The organism is Rhodopseudomonas sp. BAL398, assembly GCF_033001325.1.
GTDB lineage: Bacteria > Pseudomonadota > Alphaproteobacteria > Rhizobiales > Xanthobacteraceae > JARJEH01.
The window spans coordinates 3,149,866-3,168,098 of sequence record NZ_CP133111.1; the positions used below are offsets into that span (position 1 = coordinate 3,149,866).

At 65.7% G+C, this 18,233-nt stretch carries 17 protein-coding genes; 13 read left to right on the forward strand and 4 right to left on the reverse strand.

Going from position 1 to position 18,233, the window contains the following annotated elements:
* Positions 1 to 203: 203 nt before the first annotated feature.
* Together RBJ75_RS14900 and RBJ75_RS14905 are read right to left on the reverse strand one after the other, a co-directional pair.
* Complete coding sequence (locus RBJ75_RS14900; RefSeq protein WP_044406040.1) at positions 204 to 1,874, reverse strand: hypothetical protein; 1,671 nt, start codon at positions 1,872 to 1,874, stop codon at positions 204 to 206.
* Positions 1,875 to 2,015: 141 nt separating this feature from the next.
* Positions 2,016 to 3,308 carry an adenylosuccinate synthase gene (locus RBJ75_RS14905; protein ID WP_044406037.1) on the reverse strand — a complete coding sequence of 431 codons (1,293 nt, stop codon included), beginning with the start codon at positions 3,306 to 3,308 and terminating at the stop codon, positions 2,016 to 2,018.
* 418 nt (positions 3,309 to 3,726) lie between these two features.
* Between RBJ75_RS14905 and RBJ75_RS14910 the strand changes: the two genes are divergently transcribed.
* The 8 genes from RBJ75_RS14910 (at position 3,727) to RBJ75_RS14945 (ending at position 11,420) form a co-directional block, all read left to right on the forward strand.
* Positions 3,727 to 4,035 carry a hypothetical protein gene (locus RBJ75_RS14910; protein WP_052628818.1) on the forward strand — a complete coding sequence of 103 codons (309 nt, stop codon included), beginning with the start codon at positions 3,727 to 3,729 and terminating at the stop codon, positions 4,033 to 4,035.
* A 260-nt stretch (positions 4,036 to 4,295) separates the two neighbouring features.
* Positions 4,296 to 5,120: an aldo/keto reductase gene (locus tag RBJ75_RS14915; protein WP_044406035.1), complete on the forward strand. Its 825-nt coding sequence runs from the start codon at positions 4,296 to 4,298 to the stop codon at positions 5,118 to 5,120.
* A gap of 49 nt (positions 5,121 to 5,169) precedes the next feature.
* The gene (locus RBJ75_RS14920; RefSeq protein WP_044406033.1) at positions 5,170 to 6,552 is read left to right on the forward strand and encodes a serine hydrolase domain-containing protein; all 1,383 of its coding nucleotides are present in this window, start codon (positions 5,170 to 5,172) and stop codon (positions 6,550 to 6,552) included.
* Between the two features lie 52 nt (positions 6,553 to 6,604).
* Positions 6,605 to 6,937, forward strand: a complete 333-nt coding sequence (locus tag RBJ75_RS14925) for a hypothetical protein (protein WP_201776295.1) — start codon at positions 6,605 to 6,607, stop codon at positions 6,935 to 6,937.
* A gap of 230 nt (positions 6,938 to 7,167) precedes the next feature.
* A complete protein-coding gene (locus RBJ75_RS14930) occupies positions 7,168 to 7,779 on the forward strand; it encodes a helix-turn-helix domain-containing protein (RefSeq protein WP_052628817.1) in 612 nt (203 codons plus the stop codon).
* A 67-nt stretch (positions 7,780 to 7,846) separates the two neighbouring features.
* Positions 7,847 to 9,736: an ATP-binding protein gene (locus RBJ75_RS14935; protein ID WP_052628816.1), complete on the forward strand. Its 1,890-nt coding sequence runs from the start codon at positions 7,847 to 7,849 to the stop codon at positions 9,734 to 9,736.
* Complete coding sequence (locus tag RBJ75_RS14940; protein WP_044406029.1) at positions 9,733 to 10,446, forward strand: response regulator; 714 nt, start codon at positions 9,733 to 9,735, stop codon at positions 10,444 to 10,446. The genes RBJ75_RS14935 and RBJ75_RS14940 overlap by 4 nt, the downstream gene beginning before the upstream one ends.
* Before the next feature lie 122 nt (positions 10,447 to 10,568).
* On the forward strand, positions 10,569 to 11,420 hold the full coding sequence (locus RBJ75_RS14945) for a response regulator (RefSeq protein ID WP_044406026.1): 852 nt from the start codon (positions 10,569 to 10,571) through the stop codon (positions 11,418 to 11,420).
* Between the two features lie 92 nt (positions 11,421 to 11,512).
* Here the strand turns inward: RBJ75_RS14945 and RBJ75_RS14950 are convergent, their stop codons facing one another.
* Positions 11,513 to 11,752, reverse strand: a complete 240-nt coding sequence (locus RBJ75_RS14950; RefSeq protein WP_044406023.1) for a hypothetical protein — start codon at positions 11,750 to 11,752, stop codon at positions 11,513 to 11,515.
* 74 nt (positions 11,753 to 11,826) lie between these two features.
* On the opposite strand from RBJ75_RS14950, the gene ybaK reads away from it, so the two are divergent.
* The 4 genes from ybaK to RBJ75_RS14970 all read left to right on the forward strand — a co-directional run bounded on the left by ybaK (position 11,827) and on the right by RBJ75_RS14970 (position 16,073).
* Entirely contained in the window at positions 11,827 to 12,300 is a 474-nt protein-coding gene (gene ybaK / locus RBJ75_RS14955) for a Cys-tRNA(Pro) deacylase (RefSeq protein ID WP_044406021.1), read from the forward strand.
* Positions 12,301 to 12,645: 345 nt separating this feature from the next.
* Entirely contained in the window at positions 12,646 to 13,137 is a 492-nt protein-coding gene (locus tag RBJ75_RS14960) for a GNAT family N-acetyltransferase (protein ID WP_044406043.1), read from the forward strand.
* 484 nt (positions 13,138 to 13,621) lie between these two features.
* Entirely contained in the window at positions 13,622 to 14,908 is a 1,287-nt protein-coding gene (locus tag RBJ75_RS14965) for an NAD(P)/FAD-dependent oxidoreductase (RefSeq protein WP_044406019.1), read from the forward strand.
* Between the two features lie 235 nt (positions 14,909 to 15,143).
* Entirely contained in the window at positions 15,144 to 16,073 is a 930-nt protein-coding gene (locus tag RBJ75_RS14970) for a DMT family transporter (RefSeq protein ID WP_276156290.1), read from the forward strand.
* 7 nt (positions 16,074 to 16,080) lie between these two features.
* Here the strand turns inward: RBJ75_RS14970 and RBJ75_RS14975 are convergent, their stop codons facing one another.
* A complete protein-coding gene (locus RBJ75_RS14975; RefSeq protein WP_044418628.1) occupies positions 16,081 to 16,767 on the reverse strand; it encodes a PilZ domain-containing protein in 687 nt (228 codons plus the stop codon).
* 302 nt (positions 16,768 to 17,069) lie between these two features.
* Here RBJ75_RS14975 and RBJ75_RS14980 point away from each other — a divergent pair, with 302 nt between their 5' ends.
* Positions 17,070 to 17,981: a DMT family transporter gene (locus RBJ75_RS14980; RefSeq protein ID WP_276156289.1), complete on the forward strand. Its 912-nt coding sequence runs from the start codon at positions 17,070 to 17,072 to the stop codon at positions 17,979 to 17,981.
* Positions 17,982 to 18,233: the final 252 nt, after the last annotated feature.

Sequence of the window (18,233 nt, forward strand, 5' to 3'; positions counted from 1 at the left end):
AGGTCGTGCCCTTTGGTATGAGTTCCTCATCCTGAGGAGCCCGGCAAAGCCGGGCGTCTCGAAGGATGAGGAGCCGGATGTCTGCGGCGCATGGTTCGAGGCGGCGCTTCGCGCCTCCTCGAACCATGAGGCCGTGCCTGTTGTGAGCGCATCGAAGCGCAGTCCCGATTCCATCAAAACCAGAACTGCTCTAGCGCCGAGCCCTATTCGCCCCAGGCCTTAAAAGCCTCGTCGAACACCCGCTCGCCCGGCGCGCCCTTTTCGATCGCGATGATGGCGCGGCGCTGGTTGGTGTAGACCAGCGGCACGTCGAACCAGGAGCGCTCTTTCAGCAGCTGCAGATTGCGGACGCGATCGGCCTCGACATTGCTGAGGCCGACCAGGAAGAAGCCGTCGGTGACCTTGACGGCGAGCCCGGCCAGCGGCGTGCCGCGCGCCTGCTCGTTGGATTTCATCAAGATGCCCGGCACATTGCTGACGCCGCCGGCGTCGAAATCGGGCGGCAGGATGAAGGTCAGCTCCGCGGTGTGGCTGGCCGGCAGCGAGGTGTCGGTGTTGCGCCGGAACGACATCGTCATCTTGAACTTGCGTTCCGGAATGTCGATGTCGGCGCGCACCGCCAGATCGGCGCCGCCCTTGGCGCTGGCGCCCTTGATCTGTTCGGTGCGCCAAACCACCGTGCCGACATATTGCTTGCCCTTCGGATCGGACGGATCCTCGTCATACAGCACCACGCGCTGCGCCACCGGGGCGACTTGCTCGCTCGACGGCTGCCCGACCCGGTCGGTGATTTTCGGCCGGTCCGCCGGGGTGGAATCGGCCGCGCTGGGCTCCGCGGTCGGCGTCGACGATGACGCCAGCATCGCACGCAGCGATGAATAGACCGGTTTGCCCCACAGGATGCCGGCGCCGACCAGCACCAGCACCAGGCCGATCACGATCGCGCTGCGCAACGGGAACGCGCCGCCGACGCGCTTCGGCTTTTTCTCCTTGACCGAATGCGGCCGCGCCGCAGGCTGCGGCGGTTGGTAGCGTGCGGCATCATCCGGGGATTCGTCATAGGAATACGGCGCGTCCGGATCGCCGCGATTCTCCATGCTGGGCTCGATCCGGTCGAATTCCGGCGACGGCGCCACATTGGCGTAGGTCTTGCGCGCCTGACGATTGGCTTGCGCCGCGGCGCTGCCGAGATCGGCAAGATCGGCGGTCACGTCGCGGAAGCCGCGAATCCCGGGCGACTGATCGGCGCCCGCAGGCGCGTCGGGCCGGCGCGACGACGCCCGGTTGCGCCCGGGCACGATCGGATCCGGCATCCCGACGGATGGCGAGTCCGGCCGCGGCGAATCCAGGCGCGGCGAATCCGGACGCGAATTGCGCGGCCGCTCGTCGCGCTCGTCAGAGCCGAGCGGACGCTCGTTGCGCGGCGCGGACAATGACGGCATCTGCGGCCGCGGCCGGGCCGGCGGTGGCGATAATGGTGATGGTGGCGCGGCCTCCGGTTCGGCCGGCGGCAGCGGCCCGGTCGCCACTTGCGGCGGCGGATCGCCGGGGCGCGGCGGCGGGCGCAAATTGGCACGCATCGAATCGCCGGCGCGGGGCTCGGCGGCTTCGCCCGGGCGGGTGCGGCTTTTCATCTCGGCGCGGGCGGCGTCGCGGGCGCGCTGGGCGGCCTCGGATTCGACCTTGCGAACCGCCTCTTCCAGCGACAACCGCTCCCGGGTGATTTCGGATTCGCTCAAAGGCGGCTGGACGCCGCGCAATTGCTTGATCAGGGCCGAGCGCGCGCGCTCGTAAAGCGCGCGGCGTTGCTCACCCGGCGCACTGGGGTCCAGGCCGGCAATGGCACGGGCGATCAGGGGATAGTAATCAGCCATCTCGACTCAAGTATGAACGCCTCACGCCATTTCGGCAAAACCAGAATCCGCGCGCAGGATACGCGCAAATCATTACCGAGAGCATCCCGCTTTGCCAAACCGCTGCCGGTTTGGCCGAAAATGCGCTGCGGCGCTATCCTTTTAAGCCTCGAACGGGTTCTGTACCAGAATAGTATCCTCGCGTTCCGGGCTGGTCGACAACAGCGCGATCGGACAACCCACCAATTCCTCGACCCGGCGGACATATTTAATCGCCTGGGCCGGCAGATCGGCCCAGGAGCGGGCATTGGCGGTGGGCTCTTTCCAGCCCTCGATGGTCTCGTAGATCGGCTGGATCCGGGCCTGGGCGCCCTCGCCGGCCGGCAGATGGTCGATCTCCTTGCCGTCCAGCGTGTAGCCGACGCAGACCTGGATCGAATCGAAGCCGTCGAGAATGTCGAGCTTGGTCAGCGCCAGGCCGTGGATGCCGCAGGTCCGCACGGTCTGGCGCACCAGCACGGCGTCGAACCAGCCGCAGCGCCGCGGCCGCCCGGTATTGGTGCCGAATTCGCGGCCGCGCTCGCCGATCCGGCGGCCGACCTCATTGTCCTGCTCGGTGGGGAACGGACCGGCGCCAACCCGGGTGGTGTAGGCCTTGCAGATGCCCAGCACATAGCCGACCGAGCCCGGCCCCATGCCGGAGCCGGTCGCGGCCTGCGCCGCCACGGTGTTGGACGAGGTGACATAGGGGTAGGTGCCGTGATCGACGTCGAGCAGCGCGCCCTGCGCGCCCTCGAACAGGATCCGCTTGCCCTCGCGGCGCTTGATGTCCAACAGCCGCCAGACCGTCTCCGCATAGGGCAACAGCTGCGGCGCCAGCGCCATCAGATCCTTTTGGATCGTCGCGGCGTCGAATTCCGGCAGGTTGAAGCCGCGGCGCAGCGCGTTGTGATGCACCAGCAACCGGTCGATCTTGTGCGGCAGCGTAGCGGGATCGGCCAGATCCATCAGCCGGATGGCGCGGCGGCCGACCTTGTCCTCATAGGCCGGGCCGATGCCACGCTGGGTGGTGCCGATCTTGTGCGCCGGATTGCCGGATTCGCGCAGCGCGTCGAGATCGCGATGCAGCGGCAGGATCAGCGTGACGTTTTCGGCGACGCGCAGATTGTCCGGGCTGATGGCGACGCCCTGGCCCTGCAGCTTCTTGACCTCGTCGAGAAAGGCCTGCGGGTCGAACACCACGCCATTGCCGATCACCGCCAGCTTCGAGGGCCGCAGCACGCCGGAGGGCAGCAGCGCCAGCTTGTAGGTCTCGCCGTTGATCACCAGCGTATGGCCGGCATTGTGGCCGCCCTGGAACCGGACAACGATGTCGGCCTGCTCCGACAACCAATCGACAATCTTGCCCTTACCCTCGTCGCCCCATTGGGCGCCGACCACGACGACATTGGCCATTTCGAGAGAATCCCTTGCAGCTTAACCGATGGAAGCATGGCCGTGGCGAAGACCGGCAGTCTTCGACCATGCGAGAGCGCCAAGCCAAACGCGGCCGCGGCCGCTCGCATGCGAGGCATCACACCGGATAAAGGATGCCGGCCCGCGACGCAAGCGAAACGGCCCGCCATCCGGCTCTCCGGACGCTCGCCAAACTATTGATATCCCCAGAAAATCTAGTCGTTGCGGAATTCCGTCGACGGCCCTGGTGCGGCCGCTGCCGAAACCGAATCTGAATCCCGATCCGAATCCGGCGCCCGCCGGGGGACCGCAAACAAAACCCCGAAAGACCGGAACGGGGCGTCGATCTCGGGCTTGTGATGCTGCGTCCAGTCGCGGGTCCACCGCGTCGGAGCTGCAGCAAAACCGGGAGAGAAACATGACAAGCAGAACCATCGCGCTGTTGACGGTCGGATTGCTCGCGCTCGGTGCCGGCGCCGCCGAGGCCGGCCCCTGCGCCACGGCGCAAGGCAAGATGAAGGACGCCGGCGCCGGGCCGACGCCCGGCAACACCGGGCAGGCCCCCTCCACCACCGGCGTCGCCAGTTCGGGCCAACACCCGCCGACCGCGGCGATGAATAACGCCGCCGGCGCGACGTCCTCGAACGATACCCACCGGCAGGGCCAAGGCCAGCCGACCGCGGCCCAGCAGGGCGCCGGCATGTCGAAGACCGGGGACGATTGCTGACGCATCGGCCCGCCCGCGCCGCGCTTCGGTGCCGGATGTCTGACGGCGCCGTCGGCCGAACGGCGACGGCGGCGCGGGTTGGCGCTCAACTGCCTGACCTCCAAGGCTGATCGGCTCAGCGCCGATCGCCCAAGCCATTCCGACGCCGGCGCTTGCACCGCGCAGGACGATTGACCTTGCCGGCGAATGTTGCCTCTCTGCGCCGACCCTGTCGTCGGCGTGCCACGGCCGCGACGACCGCGCGATCTATTGGAGGTCTCATGACGACATTGACCACGCAGGGGCTCAGCGTCCCGAAACTCGGCCTCGGCACCTTCCGGATGCAGGGCGACGATTGCCGCGCCGCCGTGGAGAGCGCGCTGGCGCTCGGCTATCGCCACATCGACACCGCCGAGATGTATGGCAATGAGGACGCGGTCGGCGACGCCGTCGCGGGCTCCGGAATAGCGCGCGACCAGATCCACATCACCACCAAGGTGTGGTGGCAGAATCTGGCGCCCGACGCGATCCGCAAGGCGTTCGACACCAGCATCGCCAAGCTGAAGACGCCCTATGTCGATTTCTATCTGATCCATTGGCCGGCGCCGCAGATGGATCTCGCGGCCGCGCTGGAGACGCTGATGCGGATCAAGCAAGAGGGCGGCGCCCGCGCCATCGGCGTGTGCAATTTTCCGGTGGCGCTGCTCAAGCAGGCGGTCGAGGAGATCCAGGCGCCGATCGCCTGCAACCAGGTCGAGTATCATGTGCTACTTGGCCAGACCCGCCTGCTGACTTACGCCCGAAGCAAAAACGTGCCGCTGACCGCCTATGCGCCGCTGGCGCAGGGCCGGCTCGCCAAATATCCGCAGCTGCAGACCATCGCCGCCAAGCACGGCGCCACCGCGGCGCAAGTGGCGCTGGCCTGGCTGCTCGACCAGGACGGCGTGATGGCGATCCCCAAGGCGCGCAGCGAAGCCAGTCAAAAGAGCAATCTCGGCGCGCGCGATGTGACGCTCGACGATGCCGACCGCGCGACGATCGCCGGCCTGCCGAAGGACCAGCGCTTCGTCAATCCGGGCTTCGCGCCGGAATGGGATCCGGAATAGACTGCACGCGTCGCCGGGCAGTTGCTCCAGCCCGGCCGGGGGCACGACCATGGAAGCCTGGCAGCAGCCGGCAATCGACTACATCCGCGACTGGCTCCAGTTTCAGATGCGGGTATCGGAGCAGCCGGGCTGCATCCTGGCGATCGCGTATCGCGACAAGATCGTCGCCGAAGAAGCTTTCGGCGTCGCCAATCTCGCCACCGGCGAGAAGCTAACGCCGCGCCACCGCTTCCGCGTCGCCTCGCATTCCAAGAGCTTCACCGCCACAGGCCTGATGAGGCTGCGCGAACAGCGCAGGCTGCGGCTTGACGATCCGGTCGGCGACTATGTGACCGGCCTGCATCCCGCGGTCGCCGCCGCGACGCTGGGGCAGCTGATGTCGCACAGCGCCGGGCTGGTGCGCGACGGGCTGGCGGCCGGGCAGTTCACCGAACGTCGCCCATTCGTCAGCACCGAAGAACTGCTAGCGGATCTGCGCGCCGCGCCGCCGATCGAATCCGGCAGCCGGTTCAAATATTCCAACCACGGCTACGGGCTGCTCGGGCTGGTGATCGAGGCGATCACCGGCGAACCCTATCGCGCCTTCATCGAACGCGAGGTGATCGAAGCCGCCGGGCTGAAAGCGACGCAATCCGACATGCCGCTGGCCAAGGGCACGCCGTTCGCGCGCGGCCACTCGTCGAAGATTCCGGCGGGACGCCGGCTGGTGATCCCCGGCGAGTACCAGGAGAATGCCATCGCGCCGGCCGGCGGCGTGATCAGCACCGCCGCCGATCTCGCACGGTTCTTCGCCCAGCTGGCGCCGAAGGCGAAGCGCAGCGTGCTGTCGGCGGCGAGCCGCCGCGAGATGGTGCGCAAGCATTGGCGCAATCCGCATGCCGCGTTGGAAAGTCATTACGGCCTCGGCATCATGAGCGGCAGCATCGCCGGCTGGGACAATTTCGGCCACAGCGGCGGATTGCAGGGCTACATCTCGCGCACCTGCGTCATTCCAGCCTGCGAGCTCACCATCACGGTGCTGACCAACGCCAATGACGGCTGGGCCTTGCCGTGGGCCGAAGGCGCGATGCAGATCCTGCGCGCCTTTGCCGATCGCGGCGCGCCGCAACGCAGGCTACGCGACTGGAGGGGCCGGTGGTGGGGCAATGGCGGCGCACTCGATCTGGTGCCGATCGGCGGCCGCGTCGTTGTCGGCAATCCGCACGCGATCAATCCGTTCATGGATGCCTCCGAAATCGAAGTCAGCGGGCGCGACAAGGGCAGGATTGCGCTCGCGGCCGGCTATGCCAGCCACGGCGAGCCGGTGCGCCGTCTCCGATCCAGGACCGGCAAGGTGACCAGCGTCTGGTTCGCCGGCAGCGAGGTCAGGTCGGAGAAGGTCGTCGCCGCGGCGATGTTGCGCCGCTACGCACGGACGCGAACTAAACGATAACTAACTGGACCGTTGGCCGCCGTCGACGGCTATGCCGCCAGGCGACATCGCCGTGGATCTCTGGCAGGCGGGATCCGATACGCGCGCCGACGATTTCGTGTCGCTATTCGCCAAATGCCCGCGCAACACGCTGCTGGTCTATTCGTTCTCGAAATTCTTCGGCGCCACCGGCCGGCTGCTCGGCACGATGGCGCTGCACACCGATAATGTGTTCGCCGCCGCCCTGGTCGCGTTGCCCGAAAAGGACAAAACGCTGCTCGACCGCGCCACATCAGCTCGACGACGTCAATTACCATTCGCTGATCGATCTGCAGAGATCGGCGGCACGTTTCGAATACGCGGCGAAGACGATAGACGGATGCGCTGCGTCGCCACGCATCAGTAGAATTACTAGAAATACCGATCTATGCGGTGACGCGCCGGATTGCGTTCAAAACTGTCCGGGCGCACGGCGCGCAATGGGTATTAGTACCTGCCCGCAATTTAACTTCGTGACAACGCACCGCCGGCACATTGGATACGGACACGTGGTCGACGGCGCAAGCTGCGCGGCCCGACCAGCTTTTCGACGCCGTCAGTCGCTGTCTCTCAGGCGCTTCGTTGAAGGATTCCGCCATGCTCGTGAAAGACGCGCAGATCATCCAGCGCCGGCGTGCGGAGCGGATCGCGAGCACGCCGAACTCATTATCCCACGTCCAGCGCGACGGCCCCAATCGCGACCGGCAATCGATCGCCAATGAAACCGGCGCGGCGATCGTGCAGCGCCTGGACGAGCCGCTCCACACGCTGTTGCAGTATATCCACGAATTGAAACGCCTCGCGGCCGATGGCGCCAAAGACGGACGCAACGCGCCGCTGCTGTTGGCCGAGAGCGCGCTGCGGGAAACCCAGCGGGTCTGCGCGATCGTCGAGCAGATCGGCAACGCCATCGCGGCACCGTCGGCCTTCGACGCGCGCGTCGCCGGCGTGGAGCCGATCTTCTCGCCATCACGCAGCGGCGACGCCACGCCATCGGGTTCGGCGATCCGGGCGATCGAACGCCACCTGACGCCGCGCGAGAGCCAGGTGCTGAAACTGATCTGCAGCGGCGCCACCAACAAGGAAGGTGCGCAGCTATTGCAGATCAGCCCGCGCACCGTCGAATCGCATCGCGCCAAGATCATGCGGAAATTCGGCGCCAGAAACGCCGCGGACCTGTTGCGCATGGTCATGCTCGCGGCGCGATGAGCGTGGTGGGCCGGCCATCCGCTCCCGCATCTTCGTCTTCAGCCAGCATCTGACGTGAGGCCACCCGATGAATGCCATTCGAGGTTACATCGCCGAGCGCGGCCTGGCCGAGCAGATGTTCCGGCTCGCCGTCGAGGCCTCGCCGAATGGCATGGTGATGGTCAACAGCAACGGCCAGATGGTGATGGTCAACAGCGAGATCGAACATCAGTTCGGCTATTCGCGCGAGGAACTGATCGGCCAGCCGGTGGATATTCTGGTGCCGATGCGGATGCGCGCCCCGCACGCCTCGCACCGCTTGGCTTTCACGCCGAGCCCGGAGACACGGCGGATGGGCGCCGGACGTGATCTGTTCGGCGTCCGCAAGGACGGCACCGAATTTCCGGTCGAGGTCGGCCTCAACCCGATTCGCGCCGGCGACGAACTCCTGGTTCTCGGCGTCATCGTCGACATCAGCCAGCGCAAGCACATGGAGCGGTTGAAGGAGGAATTCGTCTCGACCGTGAGCCACGAATTGCGTACGCCGCTGACGTCGATCTCCGGATCGCTCGGCCTGCTGGTCGGGCAATGGTCCGACAAGCTGCCGGACTCGGCGGCGCGGCTGCTGACGATCGCGCATAACAACAGTCAGCGGCTGGTGCGGCTGATCAACGACATTCTCGACGTCGAGAAGATCGAGTCGGGCCGCGTGGTGTTCAATTTCGTCCGCTTCAGCCTCACCACGCTGCTGGAGCAGACGATCGAGGACAATCGCGGCTTCGCCGACAGCTACGGGGTGCGGGTCACGCTCGATCCGGAATCGGTCGACGCCGACATCAATGCCGATCCGGACCGCTTCGCGCAGGTGATCACCAATCTGATCTCCAATGCGATCAAGTTTTCGCCGCCCGCCGGGCAGGTGCAGCTTTGTGTGACGGCGAACACCGAGACCGTCCGGGTCAATGTGCGCGATCACGGCCCCGGCGTGCCGGAGAGTTTTCGCTCGCGCATCTTCGAGAAATTCGCCCAGGCCGACGGCACCATCGCCAAGAGCAAAGGCGGTACCGGCCTCGGGCTGAGCATCGTCAAGCAGATCATGGAGCGGCTCGGCGGCAATGTCGGATTCGAGGATGCGGATGGCGGCGGCACGGTGTTTTTCGTGGAAATTCCGCCGTGGAACATGGTGACCAGCGGCGAAATCGACATCGACGCGCCGCCCAGCGCGCCGCGCATCCTGCTCTGCGAGGTCAATCATGACGTCGCGATTCCGATCCGGCAACACATGCGCCAAGTCGGCTTTGCGGTCGACATCGCCCGCACCTTCATGCTCGCGGCCTCGCTGGCCCAGGCGACACAATACGCAGCCGTGATCGTCGACGTTGCGTTTCGCGGCGGCGACGCCATCGATCTGATCTTTCAGATCCGCGCCCAGCAGCGCAATCGCACCACGCCGCTGGTCGGCATATCGGATCAGCCGCAACGGGAGAAAGACGACGTCCGCTCGGCGAAGCTCAACGTGTTGGAGTGGATCGGCAAACCCGTCGATCTGCCGCGCCTGCAGACGCTTCTGCAAAACGCCATCGCCGCCGCGCCGCAACGGCGGCCGCAGATCCTGCACTTCGACGACAACCGCGACGCGCGATTGCTTGTCAGCTACGGATTGCGCCGGATCGTCGACATGGTGTCGGTGACTTCGCTCGAGGCCGCCCGCGATGCGCTCGCCGAAAACTTGATCGATCTGGCGATTGTCAACAGCGTCGGCAATGTCGGAGACCTCGATCTGCAGACCGACCTGCGCGACGGCGAGGGGCATCCGATTCCGGTGGTGATCTTCACGGCCGGGACCGCTCCGCCCTGCGGCGGACAGGTGAAGTTCTCGCTGTCGAAGACGACCAATTCGGTCGAGCAACTATGCGCGACGGTCTCGGAATTTCTCGCGCTGCTGCCCGCCATCCGCGCAAAGGAGACCACCGCATGAGCACGATCCGCCTGTTGCATATCGACGACGAGTCGGACATCCGCGAAATCGTCGAGATCTCGCTCGGCCTCGATTCCGCCTTCGAGATCCGAAGCTGCGGCTCCGGAGAGGAGGGACTGACGGTAGCCGCCGACTGGTTGCCGGACGTCATCCTGCTCGACGTGATGATGCCGCTGATGGACGGGCCCGCCACCCTCGCCCGGCTGCGGGAAAATCCGAATACCCATGCGATCCCGGTGATCTTCATGACGGCGCGCGCCCAGACCCGCGAGCTCGACCGGTTTCGGGCGCTCGGTGCGGTCGGCGTCATCTCCAAGCCGTTCGATCCGATGACGCTGGCGGCTTCGGTGCACAATTATGTGCAGGCGGTCGATCCGCTGCAGCGGGCGCGCGCCGCCTTCGTGCTGCGCGCGCAGAAGGAGACCTCGGCATTGCGGCGGCTTCGCCAGGATCTGATCGACGGCGGCGACCGCGGCGCCACGCTCGCGGCGATCCGACAAATCGCCCATGGCCTGGCCGGTGCCGGCGGAATCTTCGGCTTTGCCGAGATCAGCGGCGCCGGCGCCGCGCTGGAAGACGCCATCAGCGCCGGCGCGACGACGCCGGCTGGTGCCGATACCATCGCCGCGCTGCTCGACGCCCTGATCCTGTGGACCGGGCAGTGCCAGGCCGCAAGCCCCAAACAGCCGGCAACGCTGGCCGCCGGATAATGTTCGCTCCTCCGCATTCGTACTGAGGTTTCATTAGGCAGCAATTAGTGACTCCACCGCAAAATCCATGACGAAAATCGCCAAACTCGGGCAGCCACAGAAGATCACGTCAGGAGGCGACAATGAATAGCATCGCGCCAGCCGCCGCAGCACCGAAAATGCTGATCGCCGATGACGATCCGTGGCTGGTCCGGGTGCTCGCCGAGCGCTGTGCCCGGATGGGCTTCGAAGTCGAGACCGCGAGCAACGGCATGCAGGCGCTGCTCAAGGCGCGGCGCTACAAGCCGGACATTCTGGTGATCGATGTCAACATGCCGGAGGTCGACGGTCTGTCGGTGTGTGCGCAACTGCTCGACCCCGACCGCGCGCCGCTGCATGTGGTGGTCGCCACCGGCAGCCGCGACCCGGGCACGTTCGAACGCTGCGAAGGCTTCGGCGCCATCTACGCTCGCAAGGGCGCCGACTTCTGGACCGAGATGGACGCCGCCCTGGTGGAGATCTACCCGGATCTGAAAAATGTGGCCGAACAGACCGGCACACGACCCGCCACCGAGGTGGTGCGCGCCAACCCGCGCGTCCTGCTGGTCGATGACGATGCCGAGGTCAAATTGCTGCTGGCCAGCCGCCTGAAGAAACTCGGCGTCGAGGTGCTGTATGCTGCTGATGCGACCGAGGCCTACCGCCTCGCCTGCCGCGAGGAGCCCACCGTCATCGTCTCGGACTACTACATGCCGAATGGCGACGCACAATATCTGCTCGGCAAGCTGCGAACCTCGCCGGTGACCGAGAACATTCCGGTGATCGTGCTCAGCGGACGCGACCTCGGCGACGCCATCCAGAACGAATTGAGGCGGGAATTTTCCGGCCATCGCGGCGCCGCGCAGATCATGAAGAAATCGATGGATACCAGCGAATTGTTCGGCGCGCTGCAGCAATATTGCGGTTTCGAGCCTGACCCCCGCATCGAACTGTAATCGAAATGGCCACGACGCCGTGCGCCGTGCGAGCGGCGCCCCGCCATCAACCGCTCAGGCGCGCTGCCGTCACCGGCAACTGATCGATTCGATCAATTGGTCGGACCGCCGAGCGCGGTGCCGTTTCCAGTGGTGCGCGGCGGCACTGTCACATGGACTTCGTGACCCTCGCGCACCGCCAGCGACGCGGCCGCGACCGCGGATTCGAAGGCGGCCTCCTTGGTCGCGTAGACCCCCTCCACTTCCCCGTCATGCAGAATGCCCCAAGTGTTGGTGCCGTCGGAGTTCGCGTCGGCGGCAGTCTCGATGATGGCGTAGGTCGCAAGTCCCATGACGATCTCCTCAGTTTCCGGATAAACGTTGGGCCGTGTTACAGGTTCCGCCGATTCCCAACCGGAGCCGGCCGATGTCCCGCACCACCCGCGCCACCCAGTCCCTCGCCAAGCTAGGGGTCGCCTTCACGCTGCACGCCTATGATTACGATCCCGACGCCGACAGCATCGGGATGCAGGCCGCGGCCGCGCTCGGCGTCGCGCCGCGCCGGATGCTGAAGAGCCTGATGGCCGAGGTCGACGGCAAGCCGGTCTGTGCGGTGGTGCCGTCGGATTGCGAGGTCAGCATGAAGAAGCTCGCCCATGCCTTCCACGGCAAGACCGCCAGGATGATGAAGCCGGCCGACGCCGAGCGGCTGACCGGCTACCATGTCGGCGGCATCTCGCCATTCGGCCAGAAAAAGCGCGTGCCGGTCGCAATCGAGCAGGCAGCGCTGGCCGAGACCACGGTCTATCTCAATGGCGGCCAGCGCGGCTTGCAGATCGAACTCGATCCCAACGCCGCCTGCGCCGCGCTGCAGGCCGTCGCCTGTGAGCTGGTCGCCTGACCGGGCGCGGCGCGGGCGCATGCGATTTGTGAGTCGGGCTCATGAACGTTCAACAACAACCGGCGTTCAAGGTCGTCATGGCGAGGAGCGAAGCGACGAAGCAATCCAGTCTGTGCGCGTCGCCCCTGGATTGCTTCGCTGTCGGTCGGCGCTACGCGCCGGCCTCGGCTCGCAATGACGAGACCCATTCTGTTGTTTCTTTCGGCCGGTTCTGAGGGCATCCAACTACCAATCGGTAATTCAGCACAGTCCGGTGCCCGCCTCTTACGACGTTTGGTCGCGCCGAGGATTGCGTCGATCGAAGCGAGGTTTATGGTTCGGCGGATTGGCCAGGAGGGTTTGCTCATGACCGCAGTTGTCGAACCATTGGGGCGCGTCATCGCGCTTGGTGCCGGCGACGCCGATCGCTATTGCGATCACCTGATGCGGCTCGATGAGCCGTCGCGCAAGATGCGGTTCTTCGCCGAAATGTCCGAATTCCATTTGCTGTTTCACGCCGGCGCCGCGCTGTCCGACGGACGTATCGTGGTCGGCTATGTCGAGGCCGACGAGGTGCGCGGCGCCTGCGAATTGCTGGTGACCGATCGCGATGCGCATCGCGCCGAGGCGGCGTTCAGCGTCGAGACCGAGTGGCGCTGCCGCGGCATCGGCGGGCTGCTGATGACCGCGATGATCGACCATGCACGCCGGCTCGCGATCCGCCACATCGAGATGTCGTGCCTGCGATCCAATCTGCCGATGCAGGCGCTGGCGGCGCGCTTCACCGCCGATCTGCGCCAGGTCGGCGAGACCGCGCTCGCGGTGCTCGACAACAGCGACGCGGCCTCGCCCGCATAGCAGGCGCGGCGAAGCTGCGCGCGGGAATCTCGATGCAGCGCAGGACCCGCGGCGAGATTCCGGTTTCGCGCGGCCTGCGGCCACGCGCCCCGGAATGACAGAGAGATGGGCCGGCGGACTCGGCAAACGAACTGGCCAATTGAGTCCCGCTTGATCGAGCGCAAGGAGATCGCCAGCGGCGCGAGCAGGATAGCCGGCCGATGGCGCTGCGGCGTGGGCTGCTTTTTTCCGGGACAAGCGAATTGACAAATTCCGGCGCTTGCCTTCTAATATCAATAGATATGAATATTAGAATATAATATATGCAAGGCCGCCGATGCCACCGCGCATCCGGCGCAATCAAAGGCCCGTCAGTGGCCCGGACGATCCCGGGCGGCCGAACCGGGCTGCTCGCAGACAATAATAACAACCGGCAGCTGCGGCCGGACAGGGACATCAACGCGGCCCTCGAGCTTTTCCGACGGCCGCCAGCGAGGGAAACAACATGGCCAAAATCCTGATCATGGGCGCCGGTCTCGGCGGCGTCATCATGGCTTACGAGATGAAGGATCAACTCGGGCGCGACGACGAACTCACCGTCGTCACCAAGGATCCGATCTATCACTTCGTGCCGTCGAACCCCTGGGTGGCGGTGAAATGGCGCACGCCGGATTCGGTTCAGGTCGATCTGGCGCCGGTGTTCGCCCGCCGCGGCATCAACTTCAAGCCGGTACCGGCGGCCAGGGTCCATCCCGACGACAATCGCGTCGAACTCGAGGACGGCACCTCGCTAACTTACGACTATCTGATCGTCGCCACCGGACCGGAGCTGGCCTTCGACGAGATCGAGGGACTTGGACCGGAGGGCTACACCTCGTCGATCTGTCATATCGACCACGCCACGCAGGCCGCGGACTCCTTCGAGGCGTTCTGCAAGAAGCCGGGGCCGATCGTGGTCGGCGCGGTGCAGGGCGCGTCCTGTTTCGGCCCGGCCTATGAATACACTTTCATTCTCGACACCGAGCTGCGCCGCCGCAAGATCCGCGACCAGGTGCCGATGACCTTCATCACCCCGGAGCCCTATATCGGCCATCTCGGGCTCGACGGGGTCGGCGATACCAAGGGCCTGCTCGAAGGCGAGATGCGCCAGCACCATATCAAGTTCATGACCAACACCCGGGTCAAGCAGATCGAAGCCGGCAAGATGACGGTCGAGGAGATCGCCGAGGACGGCTCGATCAAGAAAACCACCGAGCTGCCGTTCGGCTATTCGATGCTGATCCCGGGCTTTCGCGGCATCGCGGCGTTGCGCGGGCTCGACGGGCTGGTCAATCCGCGCGGCTTCGTGCTGATCGACAAGCACCAGCGCAATCCGAAATACCAGAACGTATTCGCGGTCGGCGTCTGCGTGGCGATCCCGCCGATGGAGGCCACCCCGGTTCCCTGCGGCGTGCCGAAGACCGGCTTCATGATCGAATCGATGGTGACGGCGACGGCGCACAACATCAAGCAGCTGCTCGACGGCCAGCAGCCGACCCATCAGGCCACCTGGAACGCGGTCTGCCTGGCCGATTTCGGCGATTCCGGCGTCGCCTTCGTGGCGCAACCGCAATTGCCGCCGCGCAACGTCAATTGGTCGTCATCCGGGGTCTGGGTCCACAACGCCAAGATCGCCTTCGAGAAATATTTCATCCGCAAGATGCGCCGCGGCGAGAGCGACACCTTCTATGAAAAGGCGATGCTCGACATTCTCGGCATCGGCAAGCTGAAAAAGACCGAGAACGTCGGCTGAACGGGCCGGCGACATGGCGGGCGACCGGCAGCGCGGGCTCGCGGTCGGCCGCTGCCTGGCAACGAGTCCCGGCTAGAGCCATTCCCGTTCTGATAGATCAGAACCGGAATTCCAGATTGTTGTTTTGACGCGTTTTCTTCACGCGAACCGGTCCCCGCTTCGCTCGACGACGCTCCAAGGTTTGCAGCGGCGGCGGTTTCTGGCACAACTCCCGGCCCGTCTCCGTCACAGAAGCATGCCATTGCCCCACGCTCCGCGCCCGCGCTCGTCCTGGCTGTTCGATCAGCCCTATCTGCTGCTCAGCCTGACCTCGCTGTTCTGGGCCGGCAACGCCATTGTCGGCCGCGCCGCGGCCGGACAGATTCCGCCGGCGACGCTGTCAATGGCGCGCTGGGTCGGCGCCTTCCTGATCGTGCTGCCCTTCGCCTGGCAGCATCTGGACCGGGATTGGCCGGCGATCCGCCGCCACATCGGGCTGATGGTGACGCTGTCGCTGAGCGGCATCGCGATCTTCAACACGCTGCAATACACCGCGCTGGAACACACCATCGCGCTGAACATCCTGCTGCTGCAATCGGCCGGGCCGCTGTTCGTCGCGATCTGGTCGTTGATCCTGCTCAAGGTGCGGTTGACGCTGGCCCAGGCGCTCGGCATCGCGGTGTCGATGGTCGGCGTGATGGTGATCCTGCTCAAGGGCGACCTCACCGCGCTGGCTGGAATCGACATCAATGTCGGCGACATCATCTTCATCACCGCAATGGCGGTTTTCGGGTTCTATTCGGCGCTGTCGCAGAAACGGCCGCAGATCCACGGTCTGTCGTTCCTGGCTTTCACCTTCGGCTGCGGCGCGCTGTTGCTGACGCCGCTGCTGGTGTGGGAACTGTTGACGCGGCCGCTGGCGCAGATCAACGCCGCCAATCTCGGCTCGATCGCCTATGTGGCGGTGTTTCCTTCGGTGCTGGCCTATCTGTGCTTCAACCGCGGCATCGCGTTGATCGGCGCCAACCGCGCCGCGCCGTTCTTTCACCTGATCCCGGTGTTCGGCTCGGCGATGGCGATCGTCTTTCTCGGCGAACGCCCGCATCTGTATCACGCCGTCGGCTACGCGCTGGTGTTGGCCGGCGTCATCGTCGCGGCGCGCAAGCCGAAAACGCAGCCGCAATGACCACGCATCAGATCAGGAAGTAGTCCTCGCTATCCGGCTCGGAACGCGAACGCGCGGGCTTTGCGGCGGCCTCGGCGCGGCACGGCGGCGGGCGGGCGATACGCCGTTCGAGCTCGGCGCGGTGCTGCAGCTCGGTGAATTGCACCGCGAAGCCGTCGGGCAGATGCCTGACGACGCGGCCGACGCAGGACCCAACCGCCAGCGGCGTGCCGATCTCCGGCTGCACATCGGCCGACACCGCAACGCCCGACAGCGACATGTCGATCACGAAGCAGCTTCTCGTGCTGCCGTCGGAGAACGCCAGAATCGAATGCGGCACCGACGGGACGATGCGCGCCTGCGCCCGCACGTCGCGGATCGTCGGATCGCTCTGCTTCTTCTCCAGCCAGGTGAGCTGGTTGGAGATTTTCTCCCGCATCTTCCTGGTCATGTCGAGTTCGAGCAGGAACCCGCCCGCGATCGTATCGCTGATGTGGCCCTTCAGCTCGCCGAAATCGCCGAAATAGGACGCGATCGAATCGCCGATCCGGCCCACCACCGGCGCATCGACGATCATCCGGAACGGCGACACCCGGCTGGTCCGGCAGGCGAATGACCGCAATTTGCCTTGGGCATCATACCAGTTCGGCAGCGTGTAATTGCCGCCGACCGCGATGCTCACGGCTCTTTGCTTGAGAAACCTCTGCACCGACACGATGACAATCCTCTGGGGCACGGCGTGGCCCTCCGGGGCCACCGACGACACCATAATCCTCGTAGCTCTACGCGGTTTCACCACGTGTCGGGTTCCATCCGCATTGGTTATCGACGGCCTAACCGGCGAGCAATAATTGCGCCTGTCCGGGCGCGGGCTTACTTGCGACGTCGCCGGTCGCCATGCTTCGCCGAGCGGCGCGCCGCATGGCACCCTTCTGCGGCCGGACCTTGTTTGCGAATGGTTTTCAGGCACAACTGCGGCATTCTCCCGATCCCGCCGTTTCCGATGATTGTCCCGCATTGTCCCCTGCCTCCGCTCGGCTCTCCCCCCTCGGCTGGCTCGCCAACCAGCCCTATCTGCTGCTCAGCCTGACCTCGCTGTTCTGGGCCGGCAACATCGTGCTCGGCCGCTTTGTCGCCGGCCATGTGCCGCCGGTGACGCTGTCCTGCGTGCGCTGGATCGGCGCGATGCTGCTGCTGCTGCCGTTCGCCTGGCCGTATTTGCGCCGCGACTGGCCGGTGCTGCGGGCGCGGTGGCGGCTGATGCTGGTGCTGTCGGCGACCGGCTTTGCCATCAACAACGCGCTGGCCTATTGGGCGCTGCAATATACCGAGGCGCTGAACGCGCTGCTGATCCAGTCGTCGGGGCCGTTATTCGTGGCGCTGTGGTCGCTGGCGCTGTTCGGGGTGCGGCTGACCCCGATGCAGGGGGTCGGCATCACCGTGTCGCTGATCGGCGTGCTGACCATCATCCTGCGCGGCGACTTCGCGGCGCTGGCGCAGGTGCAGTTCAACCGCGGCGACCTGATGTTCGCCGCCTCGCTCTGCGCCTTCGGGCTGTATTCGGCCTTGATGCCGAAGCGCCCCGCCGGCCATCCGCTGTCGCTGATCGTGGTCGGCACCGGCGGCGGCGCGCTGATGCTGCTGCCCTTCGCCGCCTGGGAATTTGCCGCCGGGATCCGGCCGAGCGCCGACTGGCTGACCGCCGGCGTGCTCGCCTATGCGGTGATCTTCCCCTCGGTGCTCGCCTATATCTGCTTCAACCGCGGCATCGCGCTGGTCGGTCCGAACCGCGCCGCGCCGTTCTTCCATCTGGTGCCGGTGTTCGGCTCGGCGATGGCAATCGTCTTTCTGGGAGAAAAGCCGGAGCTGTTTCACCTTGCCGGCTATTTGTTGGTGGTCGCCGGGGTGGTGACCGCCGCCCGGCGGTGAGACGCGGCCGCGGTGTCACCCCAGAGTCTGACGGAAAGAGAAGCCAACAAAAATTGAACTTGATTGCGTCATTGCGAGCCGAGGACGGCGCATCGCGCCGTCCGACCGCGAAGCAATCCAGGGGCGTCAAGCACAGACTGGATTGCGTCGTCGCAACAGCTCCTCGCAATGACGGCCTTGAAGGCCTCATCTATTGATCCTTTTCGGTCAGACTCTCAGGCCCGCACCAGGAACGCGCGACATAATTCCGTC

What these genes read in the sequence shown, in the direction of transcription:
- RBJ75_RS14900 (WP_044406040.1), bottom strand. Translation starts at nt 1,874, where the DNA reads ATGGCTGATTACTATCCCCTGATCGCCCGTGCCATTGCCGGCCTGGAC.
- RBJ75_RS14905 (WP_044406037.1), bottom strand. Translation starts at nt 3,308, where the DNA reads ATGGCCAATGTCGTCGTGGTCGGCGCCCAATGGGGCGACGAGGGTAAG.
- RBJ75_RS14910 (WP_052628818.1), top strand. Translation starts at nt 3,727, where the DNA reads ATGACAAGCAGAACCATCGCGCTGTTGACGGTCGGATTGCTCGCGCTC.
- RBJ75_RS14915 (WP_044406035.1), top strand. Translation starts at nt 4,296, where the DNA reads ATGACGACATTGACCACGCAGGGGCTCAGCGTCCCGAAACTCGGCCTC.
- RBJ75_RS14920 (WP_044406033.1), top strand. Translation starts at nt 5,170, where the DNA reads ATGGAAGCCTGGCAGCAGCCGGCAATCGACTACATCCGCGACTGGCTC.
- RBJ75_RS14930 (WP_052628817.1), top strand. Translation starts at nt 7,168, where the DNA reads ATGCTCGTGAAAGACGCGCAGATCATCCAGCGCCGGCGTGCGGAGCGG.
- RBJ75_RS14935 (WP_052628816.1), top strand. Translation starts at nt 7,847, where the DNA reads ATGAATGCCATTCGAGGTTACATCGCCGAGCGCGGCCTGGCCGAGCAG.
- RBJ75_RS14940 (WP_044406029.1), top strand. Translation starts at nt 9,733, where the DNA reads ATGAGCACGATCCGCCTGTTGCATATCGACGACGAGTCGGACATCCGC.
- RBJ75_RS14945 (WP_044406026.1), top strand. Translation starts at nt 10,569, where the DNA reads ATGAATAGCATCGCGCCAGCCGCCGCAGCACCGAAAATGCTGATCGCC.
- RBJ75_RS14950 (WP_044406023.1), bottom strand. Translation starts at nt 11,752, where the DNA reads ATGGGACTTGCGACCTACGCCATCATCGAGACTGCCGCCGACGCGAAC.
- ybaK (WP_044406021.1), top strand. Translation starts at nt 11,827, where the DNA reads ATGTCCCGCACCACCCGCGCCACCCAGTCCCTCGCCAAGCTAGGGGTC.
- RBJ75_RS14960 (WP_044406043.1), top strand. Translation starts at nt 12,646, where the DNA reads ATGACCGCAGTTGTCGAACCATTGGGGCGCGTCATCGCGCTTGGTGCC.
- RBJ75_RS14965 (WP_044406019.1), top strand. Translation starts at nt 13,622, where the DNA reads ATGGCCAAAATCCTGATCATGGGCGCCGGTCTCGGCGGCGTCATCATG.
- RBJ75_RS14970 (WP_276156290.1), top strand. Translation starts at nt 15,144, where the DNA reads ATGCCATTGCCCCACGCTCCGCGCCCGCGCTCGTCCTGGCTGTTCGAT.